The sequence below is a fragment of the Nostoc sp. DedQUE09 genome (genome assembly GCF_034530915.1).
GTDB lineage: Bacteria > Cyanobacteriota > Cyanobacteriia > Cyanobacteriales > Nostocaceae > Nostoc.
Window position 1 is genome coordinate 20,011 of record NZ_JAVRCE010000037.1, and the last position, 21,766, is coordinate 41,776.

Genomic DNA, 21,766 nt, shown 5'->3' on the forward strand with positions numbered 1-21,766 from the left:
TAAATTTTCACCTTTGGCGTTGCTTGCTATTTATTAGAATGTTAGGCTGAGATTTTCTGGCTAAACCACCTGTATAGGCTGTTACCTAGAAAAAGTCTGGCTATTACTCTGATTTTGGTAGTGAGAGAAAGGATTTGGTCATGGTAAGAGATAAGGCTTATCGGAAAGCAGAGCAGCGTATTAAACAGGCGAGGCAACAGGGATCAATAAAACTCGATCTCAGCAACATGGAACTCACTGAAGTGCCAGAGGCGATCGCATCCCTGAACCAGTTGCAACAGCTTGACGTTTCCGGTAACGAACTGATGGAACTGCCAGAGGCGATCGCATCCCTCACACAATTGCAATCGCTTGATCTCAACGGCAATCAACTGATGGAACTGCCAGAGGCGATCGCATCCCTGACCCAGTTGCAAACGCTTGACCTCTCCGACAACCAACTGACGGAATTGCCAGAGGCGATCTTATCCCTGACTCAGTTGCAAAATCTTGACCTTTTCTACAATCAACTAACCCAACTACCAGAAGCAATCGCATCCCTGACTCAGTTGCAACAGCTTAACCTCGACAACAATCAACTGACCCAACTGCCAGAAGCAATCGCATCCCTGACTCAGTTGCAACAGCTTAACCTCGACAACAACCAACTGAGCCAACTGCCAGAAGTGATCGCATCCCTGACGCAGTTGCAAACGCTTTACCTTCCCAATAATAAACTGACGACATTACCAGAGGCGATCGCATCCCTCACACAGTTGCAACAGCTTAATCTCTCTGACAATCAACTGACGACATTACCAGAGGCGATCGCATCCCTAACCAAGTTGCAAACACTTAACCTTTACCACAACGAACTAACGACACTGCCAGAAGTGATCGCATCACTGACCCAGCTGCAAACGCTTAACCTCTCCAGTAATCAATTGACGGAACTGCCAGAGGCGATCGGCTTTCTCACTCAGTTGCAAGAGCTTGACCTATCCAGAAACCAATTGACAGAACTGCCAGAGGCGATCGGCTTTCTCACTCAGTTGCAAGAGCTTGACCTCTTCAGCAACCAACTAACGGAACTGCCAGAGGCGATCGGCTTCCTGACTCAGTTGCAAAAGCTTGACCTCTCCGACAACCATCTAACAACATTACCGGACGCAATCGGCTTTCTGACTCAGTTGCAAAAGCTTGACCTGTTTTTTAATCAACTGACGGAACTGCCAGAATCAACCAAAAATCTAACGAAACTAACTGTACTGTCACTTTCTGGAAATGAATTTGTCTCGTTTCCGAACGTAATCACGAGCTTGCAAAAATTAAGAGAGCTTTATGTGATCGGCAATGAAATTGAGCAGCTTCCCAATGAATTCGGCAATTTAACACAGTTAATAAAACTTCATTTAGGAGGAAAGCAGATTTCCTCTAATGCGTTTTATCAACACGTGGTTCCTGGGAATAATCTGACATCACTGCCCCATAGTTTTACTCAGCTCGCTCAACTAGTTGAACTTAATCTTGATGAAAACCCCTTGAACCCTGAACTAGCTGCGGCATACGAGCAGGGACTCGACGCTGTTATGGTGTATCTTCGGGCAAAGGTAGAAGCGCAGATTGTGCTAAACGAAGCCAAGTTGATTTTAATCGGTGAGGGTGAGGTGGGCAAGAGTTGTCTGTTGGGGGCTTTGCGCGGGGATGAATGGGTGGAAGATCGCCCTACAACTCATGGGATTGAGATTAAGCCTGTAATAGTCAATCTTCTTGATACTGCCACAGAAATTACGTTGAATGGTTGGGATTTTGGCGGTCAAAGGGTTTATCGACCGACGCACCAATTGTTTTTCAGTGCGCCAGCCGTGTATCTGGTTCTCTGGAAACCACGGGAAGGCCCCCAACAGGGCTTTGTCAAAGAGTGGATTACGCTGATCAAAAATCGAGAACCAGATGCAAAGGTGTTGGTCGTCGCAACCCACGGCGGTCCCGGACAGCGACAACCAGACATTGACAGACAAGAAATTTTGGATCAATTCGGCAAAGATACGGTAATCGATTTCTTCCATGTAGACAGCAAACCGAACCAAGATACGACGGATTGCGCTGGTCTTGCAGAATTAAAAGATACTATTGCTCGTGTCGCTGCATCTCTTCCCGAAATGGGGCGTTCCGTTCCAGCAAAGTGGCAACGGGTGCGGGAAACCTTACAGACAAGTGACAAAGCCTATCTCCCCTACAATGATGTCATTGCCATCTGCGCTAAAGAGGGAATCGATGAGGAGCAAGCAGAACTGTTCCTTCGCATCTCCCATATACTGGGGCATTTCATCCATTACCATTACGACCTAACACTACGCGATATTGTCATCCTCAAACCCGACTGGTTGGCAAAGGCGATCAGCTTCGTGCTGGATGATGAAACGACACGCAAACGCAACGGTTTAGTGGAATTTCAGCATCTTAGCCAGTTGTGGAGCCATCCGCCATTTGCAGGCGAAGAAGGCTACCCCTCAAAATTGCATCCAATTTTTCTGCGGCTGATGGAACGCTTTGATCTATCCTACAAAGTGGTTTTCGATCCGTCAGAACCTAGCAATACCAGCCTCATTGCTCAACTCGTTCCCGACACACGCCCGGAGCCATTGCCCAATTGGGGAGAGCAACCAGAAGCGGGAGACAGGCAACAGATACAAATCTGCCGCATTGTGGACAGTCGCGGACAGTTTGCAGTAGCAGAAGGATTATTTTACCAGTTGATTGTTCGGTTGCACAAATACTCACTGGGGCGGGCGAATTACGAAGACAGCATCCATTGGCAACGGGGCTTAATGCTTGACAATGATTACAACGGTCGGGCATTGCTGGAGTATGTTCGCACTGATGTAAAAATTACAGTACGGGCAGCTTATCCAGAAAGGTTTCTGTCCTATCTTACAGAAGAGATTAAATGGCTAGTCGAGAATTTCTGGGAAGGGTTGCGTTGTAACGTCATGGTTCCCTGCATTGCGCCTTGCAGCATGAATGCACCTGGAAGCGGACTGTTTGAGGTACAAAAACTAATTGAAAGCAAAAAGAAAAATCGTCATGAATTCCCGTGTCCCATTTCCGGGTGTGGTGAATGGCAAAACATAGATCAACTGCTGAATAATGCGCCAACTGCTCAACCCCCATCCCAAGAAATTGGCATTGAGCAATTCCGATACATTGTGAAAGACGAGTTAAACGTCATCCGCAAAGATTTGGTTATGTACGATCGCCTAGATCAAGCACGCTTTCAGGTATTATCTCAGGAGCAACGCACCATTTTAAGCCAAGTCGATCAGCAGTTTGCAGAACTAATGCAGATGCTCACCGATGAAGCAAAAGACGGCCCGCGCCTGTTCAGTTTTAAGCCTATCGATCCGAAATTTTTTGATCGCCCCAAATGGATTAGTGCCAAGTTTCAACTCACCCTCTGGTGCGAACACGCACGTCAACCACTTCCAGCCTTAAATCCCAACGACAAGAAAAAGGGAGTCTATGAATTAGACTTGCCGCGTGAGTGGTTCACCAAGGCAGTCCCCTATCTCAGAATTTTGACTGGAACTTTGAGCTTAGTCTTACCTGTGGCAGGTTCGGCAACTAAATTTATACTGGATGATACCACCTACAAAGCCATTGAAGAACAACTCGATTTGGGACAGAAAAGCATCGAGTCTACTTTAAAGGCAAGTGATATGGCTTTGGCTGGAAAGTCCAAGAGCGATGCCTCATTCTTGGAAGGCGATGCAATCCGCGCTCAAGGCTCGATTTTGCGAGAATTACACGCCTTATTGAAAGAAAAAGATCCTAGTTTTGGTGGTTTAGTGCGGGTGCAAAACAAACGCCGTGAATTTCTTTGGGTTCATCCTCAATTTTTAGATGAATATTAATTGACAACGGATATTAGAGGATGTTTGAAAAGTGTTTGACTGTGATTTTAATTGCGTTGTCACCCCCCTTAGTCCCCTTGTAAAGGGGGGAAACAAGAAAAATCCAGTTCCCTCCTCTTTACAAGCTACGGTGTACACACAAGTCGAAAAAAGCTTGATTTTCCATTGTTTTCTCGTCGATCTCGTTCCCATGAAGAGCATGGGAATGCCTGATTTAGAGGCTCTGCCTCCAGTCAGATATTGAGTCTCTGACTCAATGAATGCATTCCCAGTCGGAGACTGGGAACGAGGAAAAACAGGAAAGTCTTATCAAGCTAGGTTTTTAGGACTTGTGTGTACACCGTAGCGCTTGCGGGGAGGGGATTAAGGGGAGCCAGTGCGGTCTTGGGGTCTCCCCAAGTGGAGCATCTGGCGTGTAGGGTGCAATGACTGTGGAAATCATAACTAATTATGCAAACATGATATGAGAGGGGAGCTAGATATTCAATTCCCCTTCTCCCTTGGGAGAAGGTGTTAGGGGATGAGGGCATGAGGGCATGAGGGATGTGCAAAACGCCTGTCTGATACAGTTTTCGGCTTAAGTTTACACCAATGAAGGCCTTGTTCCCCTACTCATAAACTGATGTAAGTAAAAAGGAGTGATGAGACTTTATAGCATTGACACCTTACCCACCACTCCTTATAACTTGCGCGTTGATTAGCTGTTACGCATTGTTAAATTACACCAGCTTACTACTTCATTTATCCTCTAACTAAAGAGGCGGATCATTATTAAGTTAATACGTGCTTCCCTATACAAACATTTTTAACTTATTAATATCTATCTTTACAATTTTAGATATATTAGTTCGATCTTAGACCTCTTGCATAAGTCGAATCGACCCCCCTTAATCCTCCGGATATATTGGGGGGAAACTTGAAATCTTGCTCCCTCCCCAATACATACGGGGAGGGTTGGGGAGGGGTGATTCAACGATTTTTGCAAGAGGTCTATTGCTTGTTCTCACTAGTTTTACTCGTTATCTTTGCCACATATTTCCATAATAAATTTGAAAACCGAAAGGCTTAGATTCCCAACTTCTTAAAAAAGCTGGGAATCTTGTTATGAATTTTATCGGGGTATTCAGAATCACAAACAAACTTAACTTAGATTATGTGTCTTTAGTAGTAGTTGCTTGATTCTTGTGATGGAAGTTGGCGACAGTCTTATCAGTTATACTTAGTAATAATGGAAACGAATTATTAGCACTAAATTATTCCTTGGGAAAATGCTCAACCTCTGCAAGCAAGTAGCGGTGATTATAAGGTGAACATAGAAAAATTTATCCAACGCACAGAAGTATTGCACAAGCGTTTAGCAGATTTATACGAAACTGCTAATGTACTACCTTGGATTTCCCCGGATCTGCTGCCGCAAGCTTTTAAGGAACTGTATAACACCTCAAAGATAGTACAGTTAGCGGCGGAGGAACTTTATCATGAAAATGAGGAACTAGTACAAACACGCAATTCGCTAGAAGCAGAACGCCAACACTACCAAGATTTATTCGAGTCGGCCCCTGACGCCTATTTAGTGACTAATACACAAGGAATTATCCAAGAAGCTAACTCCACCGCAGCTAAGTTACTCAATGTTTCAAAGCAATTTATGGTGGGTAAACCAATGATTAGCTTCGTCCCTCTAGAAGAACGTCAGCACCTTCGTAGCGAACTCATTCAACTATCACAATCAGACAGAGTTAGAGAGCTATTGATACGCTTGCAACAACGTCATAGTGAGTTTTTTGATGCAGCTTTGACAGTCGCAGTTGCCCGCAATTCGCAGGGAAAGGCAACTTCTCTCCGCTGGGTAGTACGTAATATTACTGAACGTAAAAGAGTAGAATCAGCAGTAGTCAAGAATGACGACGATCTCTTCAATAATCGTCCCGTGGATAAATATTCTAAAGGAGAAACTATTCCCCTCAACCCGTTAGTAGTTTGGTATGTCTGTCAGGGTTTGGTTAAACTCAGTACCTACTGTGAAACGGGTGAAGAAGTGCTGATTGGATTGGCAACACCAGGAATGGTTTTTGGTTCTAGTTTGACATCTTTAAACATTTACCAAGCAACAGCCCTCGCTGATGTTGAGTTGGTGTCAATTTACGCGGCAGAGATAACAGCTTCTCCAAGACTGAGCCATGTACTTTTACCAAAGATTAATCAGCGGTTACAGCAAACAGAATCTTTTTTAGTCATTTCTGGAAGACGGCGGGTACAAGAACGCTTGCACCATCTATTAAAACTTTTAAAACGAGAAGTGGGTGAAACTGTACCAGAGGGAACTCGCTTAAGTGTTCGTTTTACTCACGAAGATTTTGCTAGCGCCTGCTGCACCACCAGAGTAACAATTACACGATTGATAGGTAAATTACAAGACGAAGGTATAATCAGTTTCGACTTAAAAAAACATATTATCTTGAGAGATGTTGATTGATTAGTTCGCTGTAGATTGATTACATTAGACCTCTTGCAAAAAGTTTTTTTGCAAGAGGGGGGAAAGGGTAAAGGTTAAAGGGGAAGGGAACAATACAGAACCTCTTCCCCTTTTCTGGACTTATGCAAGAAGTCTATTTTTTTACAGCTTTTTTCAGGTAAATAGACCACGCAGTAGGGGTGCAAGGTCTCGCGCCCCTACAAGAGATGTGGTTCAAATATATGAAAACTGCTGTTAGCAAAAATCAGTTGCCAGCCAATCAGGAAAATTGCTATATCTGCAAAAATATGGCTGATGTATCCAGGCCAAATCGAGCAATAATTTAAGTAGCACCATGACCAAACCGCCCCTGCTATAAATACCCCCAATGAGCATAATGTTGTCGCACGCCAGTCGAAGTAAGCTGCTAAACCAACAACATGATGAATCGTAAAAAATAGTGCAGACAGTACTACAGCTAAAGGACTTGATACCAAAATTTCACATTTACGATAAACAAACCAACGCCAGACAAATTCCTCAAGTAAAGAGTTAACAAATATCCAATACACTGCACCTACTAAGTAAATCACAAAACTGTTCAATCCCACTTGTGTTGCTCGATTGCGAACATATTCAACATCTATCCATTTTGCACCCAGCAGCCAATAAACAATCAACATGATGCCTAGCATTAATAGCCCTAATGCGACTCCAGCTAATAAATCGCGTCTTTTAGGATATTCAACTTTTAAATTTTCTTTATCTACAAATAACAACCAAATAATGGGTACTAGCAATAACCAAATTTTAGCTAATAAAGCTACTAAATGTCCTTGTAAGCCAGGGAGTATATATAGCTGAGTTGCAATACCAATGCTCGGAACTGGCACAAGTAACAACAAAGCTAGTAGTGCATTTTGATTTTGGTTAGCTTTTAACATGGGATGGTTTTAACTTTTAGATCGCATCTATTTTGAAATCTATAGTTTTTATATCAAGTTAGGATGATTACTTGTAATAAAATTTATATTAATCAGGTTTACTATTAATACTGTTGGTTCAAGCAAGAGACGCGATGAATCGCCGTTTTCACAATAATTAGAGACGGCGATTTGTGTCTTGATGATGATTTTCACATCTTGGTGAACCGTATTGGTTTACTATTAATTTTTATATGCAAACTATAAAACATGAGCATCATAATTAAACTCGAATAAAGTGACACTTTGTATATTGCCACATAAATTTAATCCTAAAACTTCTATGAATTTGTGTGTAATATTCCTCTGAAAACAGCATTTTGATAATTATTTTCTGTGCCAATATACTTACTTACACATAATTAAAATGCACAGCGTCGAATGGCACTAAGTTAAAATACAGCCCTTGCCCAACTGGTTCCCAGCCTGGAGGCTGGGAACGAGGATACAATAAGTCTTTGGGCTTTACAAGCGTGCCATTCTGCACAGCGTCTTGTAATCTTGTGAAGGTCTGGGATTTGAGGCGGACATCAATACCCATTGTGCTAAGTACAACTTTGCATAAAATCGTAGCTTTTTTAGACTTACGGAGACGTAATGCTATTCAAACAGGAAATTCAAAATGTACCCAAAATAATGTATATGTGATTGAAGGCGTATTGCTAAAATCGCGATGTCTAGGTTGGGCTACGCCTACGCAACACTAAAAGCGGCTATGCACACACTTGGCAAAAAAACTCTATCATCGGGCTATATCTTAGCACTGGATTTAGGTACGACAGGCAACCGCGCCTTTGTATTTAACGCAGACGGCAAGATTGTTGGGCAGGCATATAAAGAATTAACTCAGTATTATCCTCAGCCAGGATGGTTAGAACATGACCCTCAACAAATCTGGCAGGATACCTGTTGGGTAATGCAAACCGCAATTGCAAATGCCCAGATTACACCATCAGCGATCGCAGCTTTGGGACTAACTGTACAGCGCGAAACCTGTTTGATTTGGGACAAAACTACTGGTAAACCACTCCATAAAGCGATCGTCTGGCAAGATCGGCGTACTGCTCCCCTTTGCCACCAGTTACAAGAGCAAGGCTACGCTGATGAAATTTACGATCGCACCGGATTAATCATTGATGCTTACTTTTCAGCTACTAAGCTCAGATGGCTATTAGACAATGTTACTGATATTGACCTGGACAATGTGTTAGTAGGTACTATTGATACCTGGGTGTTGTGGAACCTCACAGGTGCAAAAGTCCACGCCACTGACCACAGCAACGCCAGCCGGACAATGTTGATGAATCTCAAAACCTGTGAGTGGGATGAGATTTTACTGGATCTGTTTCAAATTCCGGCGCATATTTTGCCCCAGATTCAGCCGAGTTTAGGAATATTTGGAGTCACTGATGCGACTTTGTTGGGTGCTGAAATTCCCATTACTGCCATCTTGGGAGATCAGCAAGCAGCTCTATTTGGTCATGGCTGCGATCGCCCCGGTTTGGTGAAATGCACTTATGGTACTGGTAGCTTTTTAGTAGCTCACACAGGATCAAAAATTGTGCGTTCTCTACGAGGGGCTACGCCTACGCACCATCAACTTATTTCGACAGTGGCATGGACACAAGCAAATACCAGCGATACTTTAAATATAGGCTATGCCTTAGAAGGTAGTATGTTTACTAGTGGTGCTTGTATTCAATGGTTGCGCGATCGCCTGAAGTTGATTAAAACTGCTGCTGAAACTGAAGCGATGGCCAATCAGGTAAAAGATAATGGTGGAGTCTACTTTGTACCTGCATTTAGTGGACTGGGCGCACCTTATTGGGATATGAGCGCCAGGGGAGCCTTTTTCGGCATTACCGCCAGTGTACAACCAGAGCATCTAGTTCGGGCTGTGTTGGAAGCGATCGCTTATCAAGTTCTGGAAGTGGTGCAGGCGATAAATGCATCTAGTAGTACTCCAGTTGGGCGATTAACCGTAGATGGTGGTGCTTGCGAGAATAATTTTTTGATGCAGTTTCAAGCTGATGTGTTAGGTATTCCAGTTGAACGCCCGATAATGCGCGATACGACCGTTCAAGGTGCAGCATTTGCGGCAGGTTTAGCTGTAGGATTTTGGCAGAGCTATGAAATACTAGTGGAACAACGGCAAATTGAGCGTGTGTTTGAGCCGAAGAGTGATTTCCCCTTATCCAAATTTGGTACTTGGCAAAAAGCAGTGAAACGTACTCTAGCTTGGGAGGAGTAGCCAATCCAAAAATGAGTTAAAGCGAAATCCATATCCTGAAACGGGGAAGGCGAAGGAACAAATACTATTACAATCAAGCAAATGGATGGAGTATTGATTTATCATGCCCTACAGTCAATTCAACATTGACCGAGTGAAACAAGATTTTCATCTAAATACTGTAGAAGGAGTCCGCTTTTTTCCAGACTCGATTGAACCCATTACTCCAAGTTTGAGACTGCAAGGTATTTTAGAGGATCTACCGTGGGCGATCGCAGTCGATACAGAAAAAGCTCGTTCAGAGGCGATAATTAATCCTATTTTGCTGGAAGTGCGACGCATCTTTAATTCTACAATTAGCGTATTTTCAGGGGAAGAGTTTAACGTTGATGCGAGTATTGGACTCAACGGTGTATGTGACTTCCTACTTTGCCGTTCACCTGAACAATTAACGGTGGAAGCACCTGCAATTGTCATTGTTGAAGCAAAAAAATCAGATTTAAAATCTGGGTTGGGACAATGCATTGCAGAAATGGTAGCTGCGCAGCGATTCAATCAAGCCAGAGAACAACCTTTAACAGCAGTTTACGGTACTGTAAGCAGTGGAACCCAATGGCGATTTCTGAAACTAGAGGGTCAAACAGTCACAATTGATTTAATGGATTATTCTCTTCCTCCTATCGAATCAATTCTGAGCTTTTTGGTGTGGATGGTGAAAGCAGGTTAATTTCATTCAAAAATCTATCGTTAAAATAACTCTTACTTTGTCAAAATATCACTCTCATATAATAAGAAGCGCATGACTACTAAACCGAAGATTTTCATTGATGGGGAATCAGGAACCACAGGCTTACAAATATACTCACGCCTGAACCAGCGTGATGATATTGAGTTAGTTAGCATTGAAGCATCTAAACGTAAAGATGCAAATGAGCGAACCAAACTAATCAATGCTGTTGATGTTATCATTCTCTGCCTGCCTGATGATGCGGCTCGTGAAGCTGTTAGCTTAGTCAGTAATAATAGGATTAAGATCCTTGATGCTAGTAGTGCCCATCGCACAGCTAAAGACTGGGTATATGGTTTCCCTGAACTAAATCCAGGACAGCGAGAGAAAATCGCCAGCGCGCAGTTTGTCAGCAATCCGGGCTGTTATCCCACAGGATTTTTAGCTTGTATCCGTCCGTTAATTGCTAAAGGAATCCTGAACAGTAACTTTCCCATCACCGTTAATGCAGTGTCAGGTTACTCTGGTGGCGGAAAGAATCTGATTAAACAATATGATACCTTCCACGAACAGCAAGTCGGCACAAAGTCGCTCCACCCTTATGGTATCTACAGTTTGCAGTTTGGGCATAAGCACGTCAAAGAAATGCATCAGTATTCAGGGTTAGCATCACCGCCGCTGTTCGTACCAGCCGTGGGGGATTTTGAGCAGGGGATGTTAGTACAAGTACCTTTACCACTGGGAACTTTGGATAATCCACCATCAGGTAAAGTTATCTATGAAGCGATCGCTGACTACTACCAAAGTGAAAAGTTCGTGCAGGTTGCTCCATACCAAGATTCTACACTGCTCAGAGACGGAACATTTCTGGATGCGATCGCACTGAACGGTACTAATATTGTTCAGGTTTTTGTATTTGCCAATGACACCACCAAAGAAGTCTTGCTAGTTGCTCGTCTTGACAATCTGGGTAAAGGCGCATCAGGAGCCGCAGTCCAAAACCTAAACATCATGCTCGGTTTTCCAGAAGAGTTGGGATTGTCATGAAAAAGGGTTGAGCAGCAGGGGAGCAGAGAGCGGGGGAGCGGGGGAGCAGAGGAGCGGGGGAGCAGAGGAGCAGGAGGAGAAGTTGCAGTAAGTTTTCCCCTCTGCCCCTTTGCCCTGTACTACAAGTCGCTTGAATATTTAAACTTAACCCTGTTTTCTCCCTTTGAGAGAATGCGATAACCAAAAGAGTCGTGAAGCTTTGTTTTCCAGTTTTTGTCTATAAATTTTAGTTTCTATTAGAAAATAAAGCTTTAAGTCTTGGTGAAATCAAAGTTTTAGTCTTTGGCTTCGATTATTGTTTTTCAAAAGTAATAAAACAGGGCTAAGTACACCACATTACAGAGGGCATACGCAACTTTGGCTATTTAAGCGAGTCGTGTCCCCAATCTTTTAAAGAGTACCGCAAGGCACTATGTTCGCTCTGCGCCTGAAGGTTTTTATTGATAATTCGTGCTGGGTGACTAAATGACGAGTTATCAATGACAGATTATCTTCTCCTGGGTCTTTTATCTAATAAATGAACCGCAGCACCAGCCGCAGCACCATTGACACCATTTTTCCAGGTAGTTCCACAACCACCAGAAATTGCACCTGCCAATACACCAGCACCAGCACCTACACCGATATCTTGAACAGGTAAACGTCCGTTTCTTCTTCTGGCTCTGGCACTTCTTGCACCATTGGCAGCATTAACAGCAGCACCAGCAGCAGCACCTTTAAAAGCATTGTCTAATACGGAACCACAATTTGTTACAACCCCACTTAATACACCTGCCCCGGCTCCAATAGCTGCATTATTAATAACTCGGTCATCAGCAGAAGCAGGTTGAACCGGGATTAAGCCAGTGCCAGCTAAAGTAGCAGCCATCAATCCAGGTAGGAATGCGCGTTTTAGCATATTTTGCATGGTAGTACCCTCTACAAATCTTATGATCGGTAAACAACCAAATTTCAGTGCGATCGCTAATCCTTGTATTCCTGATTTTAGACAATAGCAATATTATCTAAAATAAGGATATTTGGATAATTACACCTACTAACAACGTAATTCTAGCCTAAAGCTTGTTGTATTTACTGAGTGGACAATAATTAAACTGACACATTAACTAAAAAACAGTAAACCAAAAATTTTTTTTCAAAGAGCGATCGCTTCGCTAGATGGAGGGTAGTCCATCGTTTCCCAATCGATTCTCTCTCTTATTGCCGAAAGCTTTGCTGACGTGAGCTATTGGAGTGATGAATGGTATGTTGTTTATTCAAGTTAATCAGAATAATATACCTCGATTAAGAACAGGAAACTTAAAATGAAAATTTTTGTTCCAGGGCGTCTTTGTTTGTTCGGAGAACACAGCGATTGGGCAGGAGAATATCGCAGTGTTAATCCTCTTATCGAAAAGGGCTACACCTTAATTGTTGGTACTAATCAAGGAATTTATGCCTCTATTAAAGCTAATTCTACTGAATTAATTATTCATAGTTCTCTCAATAATGGCAGGAGTTATGAACCGTTGAGATTACCTATGGAATCTAATACCTTGAAACGCATAGCGGCAAAGGGTGGTTTTTTTAGTTATGCTGCTGGTACAGCTTATCAAATTCTGACTCACTATGATGTTGGCGGGCTTGAGGTTGATAATTATCTAACCGACTTACCCATCCAAAAGGGATTATCTTCGAGTGCTGCCTTTTGTGTTTTGATTGCTCGGTCTTTTAATCGTGTGTATGACTTGAAGATGACAATTCGTTCAGAAATGGAGTTTGCCTATCTGGGAGAAAGAACCACTCCTAGCCTTTGTGGCCGTATGGATCAGGCTTGTGCTTATGGAAATCGCCCAATATTGATGATATTTGATGGTGAAAAAATCGACCTACTCGAATTGAAAGTGAGTGAGGATTTGTTTTTTGTGATTGTCGATCTCGGCGGTACCAAAAACACACAAGAAATACTAAGACGATTGAATCAGTGTTATCCTTTGGCTACTAATTCAATAGAGCAAAATGTGCAAAAATATTTTGGTTCTATTAGCTCTGAAATTACCCAGGCAGCAGTTGAAGCAATACAACTCGGAGATGCCCAACTTCTTGGAGCTTTAATGACAAAAGCCCAAACGGAATTTGATCTACACGTAGTTCCGGCTTGTCCTGAGCAATTAACTGCAAAAAAGCTGCATTTGCTTCTCCATCACGAGCCACTTAAGCCTTATATCTTCGGAGGAAAAGGCGTAGGTTCTCAAGGGGATGGCACTGCACAACTGATCGTTAAAAATAAAGAGAGTCAAAGAAAAGCTATCGAAATTATTAAGCGTGATTTTCCTCAAATGCAAGCCTTACAGTTAACTATTTCAAGACTACCAACTCCTAATAGTTAATCATGGGACTAAAAAATTAGTTTTATTTGCAATTCCTGTAACTGTAGAAATGCGATCGCTCCTAATGTGGGGCACATAGTCCATAGCCTCCCCAATCGATTGTCCCTCTGATCGCCAACAGGAAAAGTTAGGCTTCTGTTTGGCAGGATTAATACACCTCTTGCAAAAATATATTTTTGCACTCTTAGGGAAAAGGAAAAAGGTTAAAGGGAAAGGATTTTGAGTTTCTTTACCCTTTTCCCCTGCCCCTTATCCCCAGAGGGGGCCCCACCTTCCCTTTACCCCGACTTTTGCAAGAAGTTTAATGACTTGATACTAATCTGAGTCCCAGTACACCTGACAAAATTAAGCCAATGCAAATAAAACGCTTTACAGAAGCAGGTTCACCAAATAATAAGACTCCTAATAAAGCCGTACCCATTGCTCCTATCCCAGTCCAAACGGCGTAAGCAGTACTTACTGGTAATGTGCGTAGTGCTATCGATAAAAAGAAAAAACTCAATATCATACAAACAACTGTGGGAATACTGAAAGCCAGCTTAGTAAAGCCTTGTGAATATTTCAGACCAATTGCCCATGCAATCTCTAATAACCCTGCAACCAACAAATATACCCACGCCATTATTTATTCTCCTGCACATTGTAAAAATTAAAACTTTTATTTGTTAACGATCTTTCTTATATTAAATATAAAGAAATATTGCGGCTTCACCCCATTCATTCGAGACACTTTTTCCATAACCCCGCATTAGCATAAGTTATGCAAAAAATTGGTATGGTTTATGAGTGCTGTCGCCGTCAACATAGATTTAAATGGGGTTGATTACGTAGATATTGTTGATTATGGGATTCTCAAAAGCGATTGGCAGACGAATTAGTTAACAGGTTCTTAAAGTTAACTAAGCGATCGCCCAGCCCGCCCAATCTTGACTCACGGAACTAATTGAAAAATGCCGATATTTAGCGATTAGTTATTAATGATTCTTCACGAATACTTGATAACACTAGTGGTGGGCGCAGGCAAAGATAAGCAAGAGAACCGAGTAAGGGAACAAACACCACTGCTAAAAATACCTGGGTATCAGGGAAACGGCGACGAGCCATGTCATCACCAACAACAGTAGGAAATAAAAGATAAAACAGGCAAAATGCCAAACTCATACCATTGATAAAGCGATCGTTTTGAAACTGCTGCACATAATCTCCCCAATCACCGAAGGCAAAACCATAGACAAGCACAACAACTGTACTGAAAGTTAAGACGATACCGTAAAAGCGAGAATCCAGCAGACTCAAAAAAACATCTTTTTGTCCCGAAAATTGTTGATTAGGTTTACGCAAAGCCAGATACGGCAAAAGACCAATTACACCTGAGCCTACTGATGCTACGGCAAAAGGCCAAAAAGGAATTGGTTGCATCCTGCCATCAATGAACAATAAACTACTGTAAATTAATAGCCAAATACCCACTAGAGAAAATAAAGAAAGGATAATTGGATTAATAGCAGCCCACTGAAAAGTAAATATATTTTTTAGCAGCGTTAGCGTTTCATCTAAGTGCAAGGGCGGTGCCAACAATAAAATATAGGCGATAAATCCAGTCCACAGTAACCATAATGCAAGTTTAGGAGTCATAATCTTCATTTAGCTGTATAAATTCCAAAGACACAATTAATTGAGTTTTATAGTATCTCTCTGTTAATGCTAGAAGTTTTATAAGACAGCCAGCATATAACTATCAATTAGTTAAATCCTGGCTCATTGTAAATTATGAATCCTCTGCTCGTTGTCACTCAATAGGTAGAGCTTCTAAAGTTGAAAAAGGTAACATAGTTGCTCAAGGCATAGCCTCTAAGCTAATAATTACTACTCATTCAAGCGAGGAAAAGAGAGCGATGCCGAAGGCGGCACTCGATGCTTGCCGCCTTCGGCATCGCTGAACGCCTTGTTTAGATTAAACAATTAGGGTTGTATTGGAATAATCAACGCTTAACCTGATTGCAAAGAGGGATTAAAGTTGCGCTGTTACACTTTGCTGTGATTCAAACGTGACAATCAGGGGAGTATATGCAGAACTTCAACTTCGAGCGCTTGCTATCAAGTCGCTTGAGACGGCGACAAGTTTTGATTGGAACTGGAGCTTTAACTGGTTTTGCGATCGCCAATCAATGGTCTAACAAAGTTCAAGCCCTGCCCCGATTTTCTAATTATCCCTTTAGTCTAGGTGTTGCTTCCGGTGAACCACTTCCAGATAATGTAGTACTGTGGACGCGTTTAGCCCCCGATCCGCTCAATGGTGGTGGGATGCCCCCATATAATGTTCCAGTGCAGTGGCAGATTGCTAGCGACGAAAAGATGCGGCAAATTGTCCGCAGTGGCACACAGATGGCTACTCCAGAATTTGGACACTCTGTTCATGTAGAAGTGCAAGGATTACAACCTGCACGATGGTACTGGTATCAGTTTAGGGTGGGCAATGAAGTTAGTCCAATCGGGCGGACTCGCACAGCTCCTAACCCGCGCGATCGCGTTAATCGCTTCCGCTTTGCCTTTGCTTCCTGCCAAAACTGGCAAAGTGGTTATTATGCAGCCTACAAAAATATGGCTCAAGAGGATTTAGACTTAGTGGTTCATCTCGGTGATTATATTTATGAAGGCCCACCGAGTACAACTGCGCTGCGATCGCACGATGGCAATGGTGAACCATTTACCTTGCAGGAGTACCGTAACCGCCACGCTCTGTACAAGACTGATCCACACCTACAAGCAACTCATGCTGCATTTCCTTGGCTAGTCACTTGGGACGACCACGAAGTTGACAATAATTGGGCAGACGAAATTCCTCAAGATCCCGAAGTCCAATTACGCTCGGTGTTCCTTGCCCGTCGTGCTGCTGCTTTTCAAGCATACTACGAACACATGCCACTGCGGGACTTCTCAAAGCCTAGAGGTCTTGATTTGCAGCTCTACCGACGGTTGACTTTTGGCGACCTCGTTGAATTCAACGTCCTAGATACTCGTCAGTACCGTACCAATCAACCCTGTGGTGACGGGCGTAAGCCACGATGCGCTGAGGCTACTGACCCAACTGCCACAATGACTGGTTCGGAGCAGGAGCGGTGGCTATTTGAAGGACTAGATCGCTCTGGCGCACGCTGGAACGTCATTGCCCAACAGACTATCATGGCTCAGTTTGACTATGATACCGGAGCGGGAGAAGTCTTCAACCTTGACCAGTGGGATGGTTATGTTGCCTCTCGCAATCGCATTCTCGGTTTCATCCAGCAACGCCGCCCCTCAAACCCCGTAGTCATTACTGGTGACTGGCATTCTAGCTGGGTTAATGACCTGAAGGTTAACTTCGACGACCCCAACTCACAAACAGTAGCGACTGAGTTTGTTGGTACTTCGATCAGTTCAAGTTGTCCTTGGACATTCGACGTAGAAGCAGCATTGCCACAGAACCCGTGGGTGAAATATTTCAATGGGAGACTGCGCGGTTATGTTCGCTGCGATCTGAACCGCGAACGCTGGCGTACTGACTACCGACTGCTGCCTCAATCTCAACCTACCGGAATTACAGTGTCTGATCCAAATGCACCTGTCATTACGGCGGCTTCCTTCGAGTTGCCAAATCAGGGATTTGTAGCACAAGTCTAGTAGGTATTAAATCGCAGGATGTGGAAAAGTCAGGTCGTAGACATCGCTCCCACACGATTCAAGCGAGGAAACTAAGCGATCACTCCCCCAATTCTTAAAGGAAAAGAGGAGCGATGTCTACTTTTAGGGGCTGCACCTACGCACATTTACTTTGTGTTTTCTAGTACATTACTAAACCTATTTATAAGTTAATGAAGTACCAATTTGAAAGTCTTATGTGGTAACACTTTGAAGAATTCCATCTTGATCATTCGTCTTCAATATTTAGATGCGTTTGCCCTGGGTTCTCCGCTCCTCTGCACCTCTGCCTTTTATGCCCAATGCCCCCATGCTCAATGCCCATTATCTTGATTTTTCTTTCAGTTCTTCAAGCAATTGAATTACATTATGCTCAAATGCTTTGTTTCGCTCTTGAACTGATTCAATTAATGGTTTATCAAAAAGATTAACGACATACTTAGCTAGCTGAATACCTAAAGGTCTTAAATGTCCACCTGCTACAGTGTTACGAAAATCTTGCGGTGGCTTTTGCAGAATATTAGTAAACCATTCACAGGTTGATTTAGCAATATCATCTGATTTGAAACAGACTAAACCCATGATATTAAATAGCTCACTATCCTTGATTAAATACTGAGTTTCTTCAACAGTTGGTTTCACACCCCAACCAAGATTATCGATGATATCCGCTAAAAATTGAGGACGAATTGCGCTTCCTGTGTCAGCAATGGCAGGTGCTAAGAGGATAGAAACCTGTCCTTTAATGAAAACACTATTAATTTTGATTTTCCGACCTACATAAGTACAAATTAATTTTTCAACTTCATCCCTTTTTCGCGTTAGTTCATCAAAGAGAATGTTAATGTCTGCAATCACACTTGCTATCTCTGAATCATTGGAAGTATTAGATAGCAGGTTCCGAATAAACTGTTCTCTATCTTGAGCATCTGGAGATAGAGCAGTAAATCCTTCTAACAGCGAGATATATTTACAGCCAAGGCTATGTCCAATCCAAAAAAAGTTTTTATCATCTAGATAAGCTTCATAATCATATCCTGCAACACTTGCCATTTTCACAAGCTCTGGCAGAATTTCATACTGTTCTCTCATGAGAAAACCAGCTTCTACATAATGGTTAAAAGTAAAATTAAACGGCAAAAGAATAATTGTATATCCTTGCTCAAATAGAGATTGAAGCAAATAACGATAAAAAAGCATAGGGCAAAATGTACCAAAGAAAGCCCCAGCAATAAATTGAATTACCCCTTTAGGCTTTGGATGTAGAGCAACCCAACTGTGAGAAACTGGTTTAAATCTCAGTTTTAGATTCATATTTACCATGACTTATTTGTAGGTATATGCTGAATCTCCAAACTGAAGTTATTGCTTTTCGGATTATTCAAAAGATATTTTTACAAAACTGCGATCGCTTTGTTACCGAACAGCCAGAACTCTCCTAATGGCCTTAATTCCACTAGTTAGCCGTGGTTACAACTATTTCACCTTAGCGCGGAAGCGGACAAAACCATAAGAACTAGCTGGTGTCCCAGATCCCGTGGCTGCGGGTAGATTGGGTAAACTTGGAACTGTAGTAATATTGACCACTACTGCTCCATTGGTGTTAGTACCGCAGTGTGATGGTGTACCTGATTCATTAACTGTATAAAAATGCCCGCGATCGCTATCTCCAACATTAGTCAAATAAAGCGTAGGTGTATTAGAACCAATAGCTAGGGCAATTCCTCGATCTGCTCCTGGTAAGCCACCATCACTAGGAGTCATGCCATTAAAAGCAGTAGGAATAAAATTAACATTAGTTGGAACTAAGTCACAGAATTTTACATTAGTTGCATTACCAAAACCATTGGAAAGAAAATATATAGTGTATTCCAATTCATCTCCCGGTTTGACAGTGCCAGCATTAATTAATCCTCGCAAGTAGCCAACAGGCCATTTAGGATCGCTATCATTAGTAGCATAAGGTTCTGGTACATAGTTACTGGCATTAGTAGCAACGTCACTGCGGCCATCCACAATATCAGTTAAATCTTGGTTATTGAGGCGGGTGATGCGTTTAATTAACAAAACTTTAGGAGTAGAACTAACAGGATTTAATACTGTAAATAAAGTGGGGTCATCATCTGCTGTACTGGCAGGATTATTACCGATATTTATACCATTATCAGTAATTTGTAAGAACGAATTACCAAGAGTAGGTGGATTATTGGTAGCACCAGCAGAGTCTGCATCTGTGAACACTGTACCAACAGTTCCTGTAGGATTATCAGGTGTGTTAAAAGTAGCATTTGCTTGGTTACTAATTGGATTACCGCCATTGGCATTATTAATTGTGGCAGTAATTTTAATGGTAATCGTATCATTTACACGGAGAATTCCAGAATTTGTTACAGCAACAACACTAGCACCGTTGTAACTGGGATTGAGTGTAATGTTATTCCCTGAAGTTGCAGCAGTAATTGCTGCACTCACAAAGGTTAATTGTGAGGGTAATGAGTCGTTAATGACAAAGTTAATTGCATTGCTATTACCTGGATTTAGGTTGGAGTAAGTGATGGTATATTCGATGCGATCGCCTACAGTCACTGTTCCACTAGTATCATTGTCTGCGAGGAAGCGAACAGATTTAGTTCCTATGACATTTGCTTGAGTGTTAGTAGTAATTACCAAGGGAGTAAGGATTGCTTGACTTGGGAAATATGTCCAAGTATCTATTCCTTTAAAGTCACCATAATTACTATTAAATTCATGCTCTCCCGTCGCACTATTCATCCCTCTAGCAGCATTACGCGGGTTAGTAGCTCCGGTACCATTTAAGTTAATCGCTGTGCCGTTAGCAGTAGTATAATTGTTGTCGTTATAATAAACGGTAGTCGATCCAATCTGCTGTCCATTTTGATCTACAAGGTTAGGAAAAGCAGCAGGAGGATTTTCCATTGTGATTTTAAACCCCAACGGATTATTTTCAGCATCCAACATGGGAAAGTGATATTCACCCGATCGTGTTGTGATTATGGCATTGTATGCTGCATTTCCTGGTAGAGGTTGGAGATTTGTCCCACTTGCATCCTTTCCATTCCAAAGCACCACATTTGAGCCGACAGACAGCACATTTTGTATTACTCTATCGCTACTAGGGTCAAAAATGCCATCATTGTTGGTGTCAATAATGATTTGATAGCTACCAGTTGAGGCAGCATTGAAACTAAAATTGCCTCCCACACCCACAGAAGTTTGGTTCCCACTACCTCCATTACCCCCAGTGAATTTGAACGAAGTCGGTACTGTGGGGATCGTCGCTGCAATAGGAATACTCAAAGAATTGAGAGTTGCCGTGTCGGGTCGATTGAAGAAAACTAGGTGGGTAATGTCTGTTGTAGTATCAGAAACATTTGGATTTTGAACTTGCACATTGCCGGGAAAGATCAAACTATTATTACTAGCACCGCCAGCAGAATGGTAAAGAGTGCTGTTATTTGTTGTGTCAATATATCCCCGGTTATTAGCAAAAAAGATGAAGCCAAAAGGATCGACTCCATTCATGTCAGTTTCGTAACGATACCCATCTTTGGTTTGAATATAAAGCTTAGAGTTGAGTCCTACGGGAGTACCACCACTGGCATTTGCCCCCATATTCATAGCAATATAGCTAGTAAATACTCGCCCTTTTTTGGCAACACCGTTACTATCTCGAACTGTGATATCCCAAGCAGCTACCCCTGAAAATTGAGTATTACCTGTAGGAAATGCCGCTGTTGCAGCTGTTGGCGGCGGATTGCTTGCACCAGCTGTATTCGGAGAATGAAACTCAACTTCGTAAATACCTGTTTCTGTAGCGACGAAAGTACAAGGGGTATAGCCACCAGCATTAGGTAAAGGGCCGGTCGTTTCTTTAGCAACGGTGTCAATCAAACCAAAACCAGAAGTTAGAACATTACAAGAGCCATTTTGAGTACCAAAGGGACTGCGGTAAACAATATCTTGTGGGTCTGAAAAGCTAGTATGCACGCTAGAGCCAAGATTAACAGTTTCTCCTTTTTGAACATAAACTTTGAGTATGGTTTTCCGAACAATACCTGCCAGTAATAAATCTGACCATTCCAGGTAAGGTCTGTATCCGCCATCGGAAACTAACTCTTTGCTGCCTTCAGCCCAGCTAGGTTGGATACTATTCCCTAAAACACATAAAAAAAAGCCCAAGGTACTGAGCCATAGTTTTTGGCGTCTACTTGTTAATGGCTTTTCCATATTTTTTTTTACTGGATTGTCCACAGTCAGAGAAAATTTATCATTTTCATCAATATTTACTGTGGCGATCGCTCTTAATTTCTTAAATAAAGATTTCATTATTTAGTTCCAATAAAAATACATAATATGTAAGTAA

General features: G+C 42.3%; 14 protein-coding genes. 7 read left to right on the plus strand and 7 right to left on the minus strand.

Annotated features, from left to right (window positions below):
• The first annotated feature begins 140 nt into the window (after positions 1-140).
• Positions 141-3,893: a leucine-rich repeat domain-containing protein gene (locus tag RMY27_RS21800; RefSeq protein WP_322666713.1), complete on the plus strand. Its 3,753-nt coding sequence runs from the start codon at positions 141-143 to the stop codon at positions 3,891-3,893.
• Positions 3,894-5,199: 1,306 nt separating this feature from the next.
• Positions 5,200-6,369, plus strand: coding sequence for a PAS domain S-box protein (locus RMY27_RS21805; RefSeq protein WP_322666714.1), 1,170 nt, complete (start codon positions 5,200-5,202; stop codon positions 6,367-6,369).
• A gap of 197 nt (positions 6,370-6,566) precedes the next feature.
• Here the strand turns inward: RMY27_RS21805 and RMY27_RS21810 are convergent, their stop codons facing one another.
• Together RMY27_RS21810 and RMY27_RS21815 are read right to left on the minus strand one after the other, a co-directional pair.
• Positions 6,567-7,292: a type II CAAX endopeptidase family protein gene (locus tag RMY27_RS21810; protein WP_322666716.1), complete on the minus strand. Its 726-nt coding sequence runs from the start codon at positions 7,290-7,292 to the stop codon at positions 6,567-6,569.
• Positions 7,293-7,683: 391 nt separating this feature from the next.
• Positions 7,684-7,872, minus strand: coding sequence for a hypothetical protein (locus RMY27_RS21815; RefSeq protein WP_322666718.1), 189 nt, complete (start codon positions 7,870-7,872; stop codon positions 7,684-7,686).
• A gap of 174 nt (positions 7,873-8,046) precedes the next feature.
• Between RMY27_RS21815 and glpK the strand changes: the two genes are divergently transcribed.
• From glpK to argC, 3 genes are all read left to right on the plus strand, one after another.
• Positions 8,047-9,582, plus strand: coding sequence for a glycerol kinase GlpK (gene glpK / locus RMY27_RS21820; RefSeq protein WP_322666767.1), 1,536 nt, complete (start codon positions 8,047-8,049; stop codon positions 9,580-9,582).
• A gap of 103 nt (positions 9,583-9,685) precedes the next feature.
• Positions 9,686-10,288, plus strand: a complete 603-nt coding sequence (locus RMY27_RS21825; RefSeq protein WP_322666719.1) for a hypothetical protein — start codon at positions 9,686-9,688, stop codon at positions 10,286-10,288.
• A gap of 72 nt (positions 10,289-10,360) precedes the next feature.
• On the plus strand, positions 10,361-11,335 hold the full coding sequence (gene argC, locus RMY27_RS21830; protein WP_322666720.1) for an N-acetyl-gamma-glutamyl-phosphate reductase: 975 nt from the start codon (positions 10,361-10,363) through the stop codon (positions 11,333-11,335).
• A 487-nt stretch (positions 11,336-11,822) separates the two neighbouring features.
• On the opposite strand, the gene RMY27_RS21835 is transcribed toward argC, so the two are convergent.
• Positions 11,823-12,242, minus strand: coding sequence for a hypothetical protein (locus RMY27_RS21835; RefSeq protein ID WP_322666722.1), 420 nt, complete (start codon positions 12,240-12,242; stop codon positions 11,823-11,825).
• Between the two features lie 397 nt (positions 12,243-12,639).
• On the opposite strand from RMY27_RS21835, the gene RMY27_RS21840 reads away from it, so the two are divergent.
• Positions 12,640-13,704 (plus strand): GHMP kinase, encoded by a 1,065-nt coding sequence (locus tag RMY27_RS21840; RefSeq protein ID WP_322666724.1) that lies wholly within the window; start codon positions 12,640-12,642, stop codon positions 13,702-13,704.
• Between the two features lie 301 nt (positions 13,705-14,005).
• Here the strand turns inward: RMY27_RS21840 and sugE are convergent, their stop codons facing one another.
• Complete coding sequence (gene sugE, locus RMY27_RS21845; protein WP_322666726.1) at positions 14,006-14,326, minus strand: quaternary ammonium compound efflux SMR transporter SugE; 321 nt, start codon at positions 14,324-14,326, stop codon at positions 14,006-14,008.
• Positions 14,327-14,664: 338 nt separating this feature from the next.
• Positions 14,665-15,339 (minus strand): hypothetical protein, encoded by a 675-nt coding sequence (locus RMY27_RS21850; RefSeq protein ID WP_322666727.1) that lies wholly within the window; start codon positions 15,337-15,339, stop codon positions 14,665-14,667.
• Between the two features lie 432 nt (positions 15,340-15,771).
• On the opposite strand from RMY27_RS21850, the gene RMY27_RS21855 reads away from it, so the two are divergent.
• Positions 15,772-17,364, plus strand: a complete 1,593-nt coding sequence (locus RMY27_RS21855) for an alkaline phosphatase D family protein (RefSeq protein ID WP_322666728.1) — start codon at positions 15,772-15,774, stop codon at positions 17,362-17,364.
• A gap of 342 nt (positions 17,365-17,706) precedes the next feature.
• Here RMY27_RS21855 and RMY27_RS21860 read toward each other — a convergent pair whose 3' ends face one another.
• Entirely contained in the window at positions 17,707-18,705 is a 999-nt protein-coding gene (locus RMY27_RS21860) for a DUF1350 family protein (RefSeq protein WP_322666730.1), read from the minus strand.
• Positions 18,706-18,858: 153 nt separating this feature from the next.
• Positions 18,859-21,729: a hypothetical protein gene (locus tag RMY27_RS21865; RefSeq protein WP_322666732.1), complete on the minus strand. Its 2,871-nt coding sequence runs from the start codon at positions 21,727-21,729 to the stop codon at positions 18,859-18,861.
• Positions 21,730-21,766: the final 37 nt, after the last annotated feature.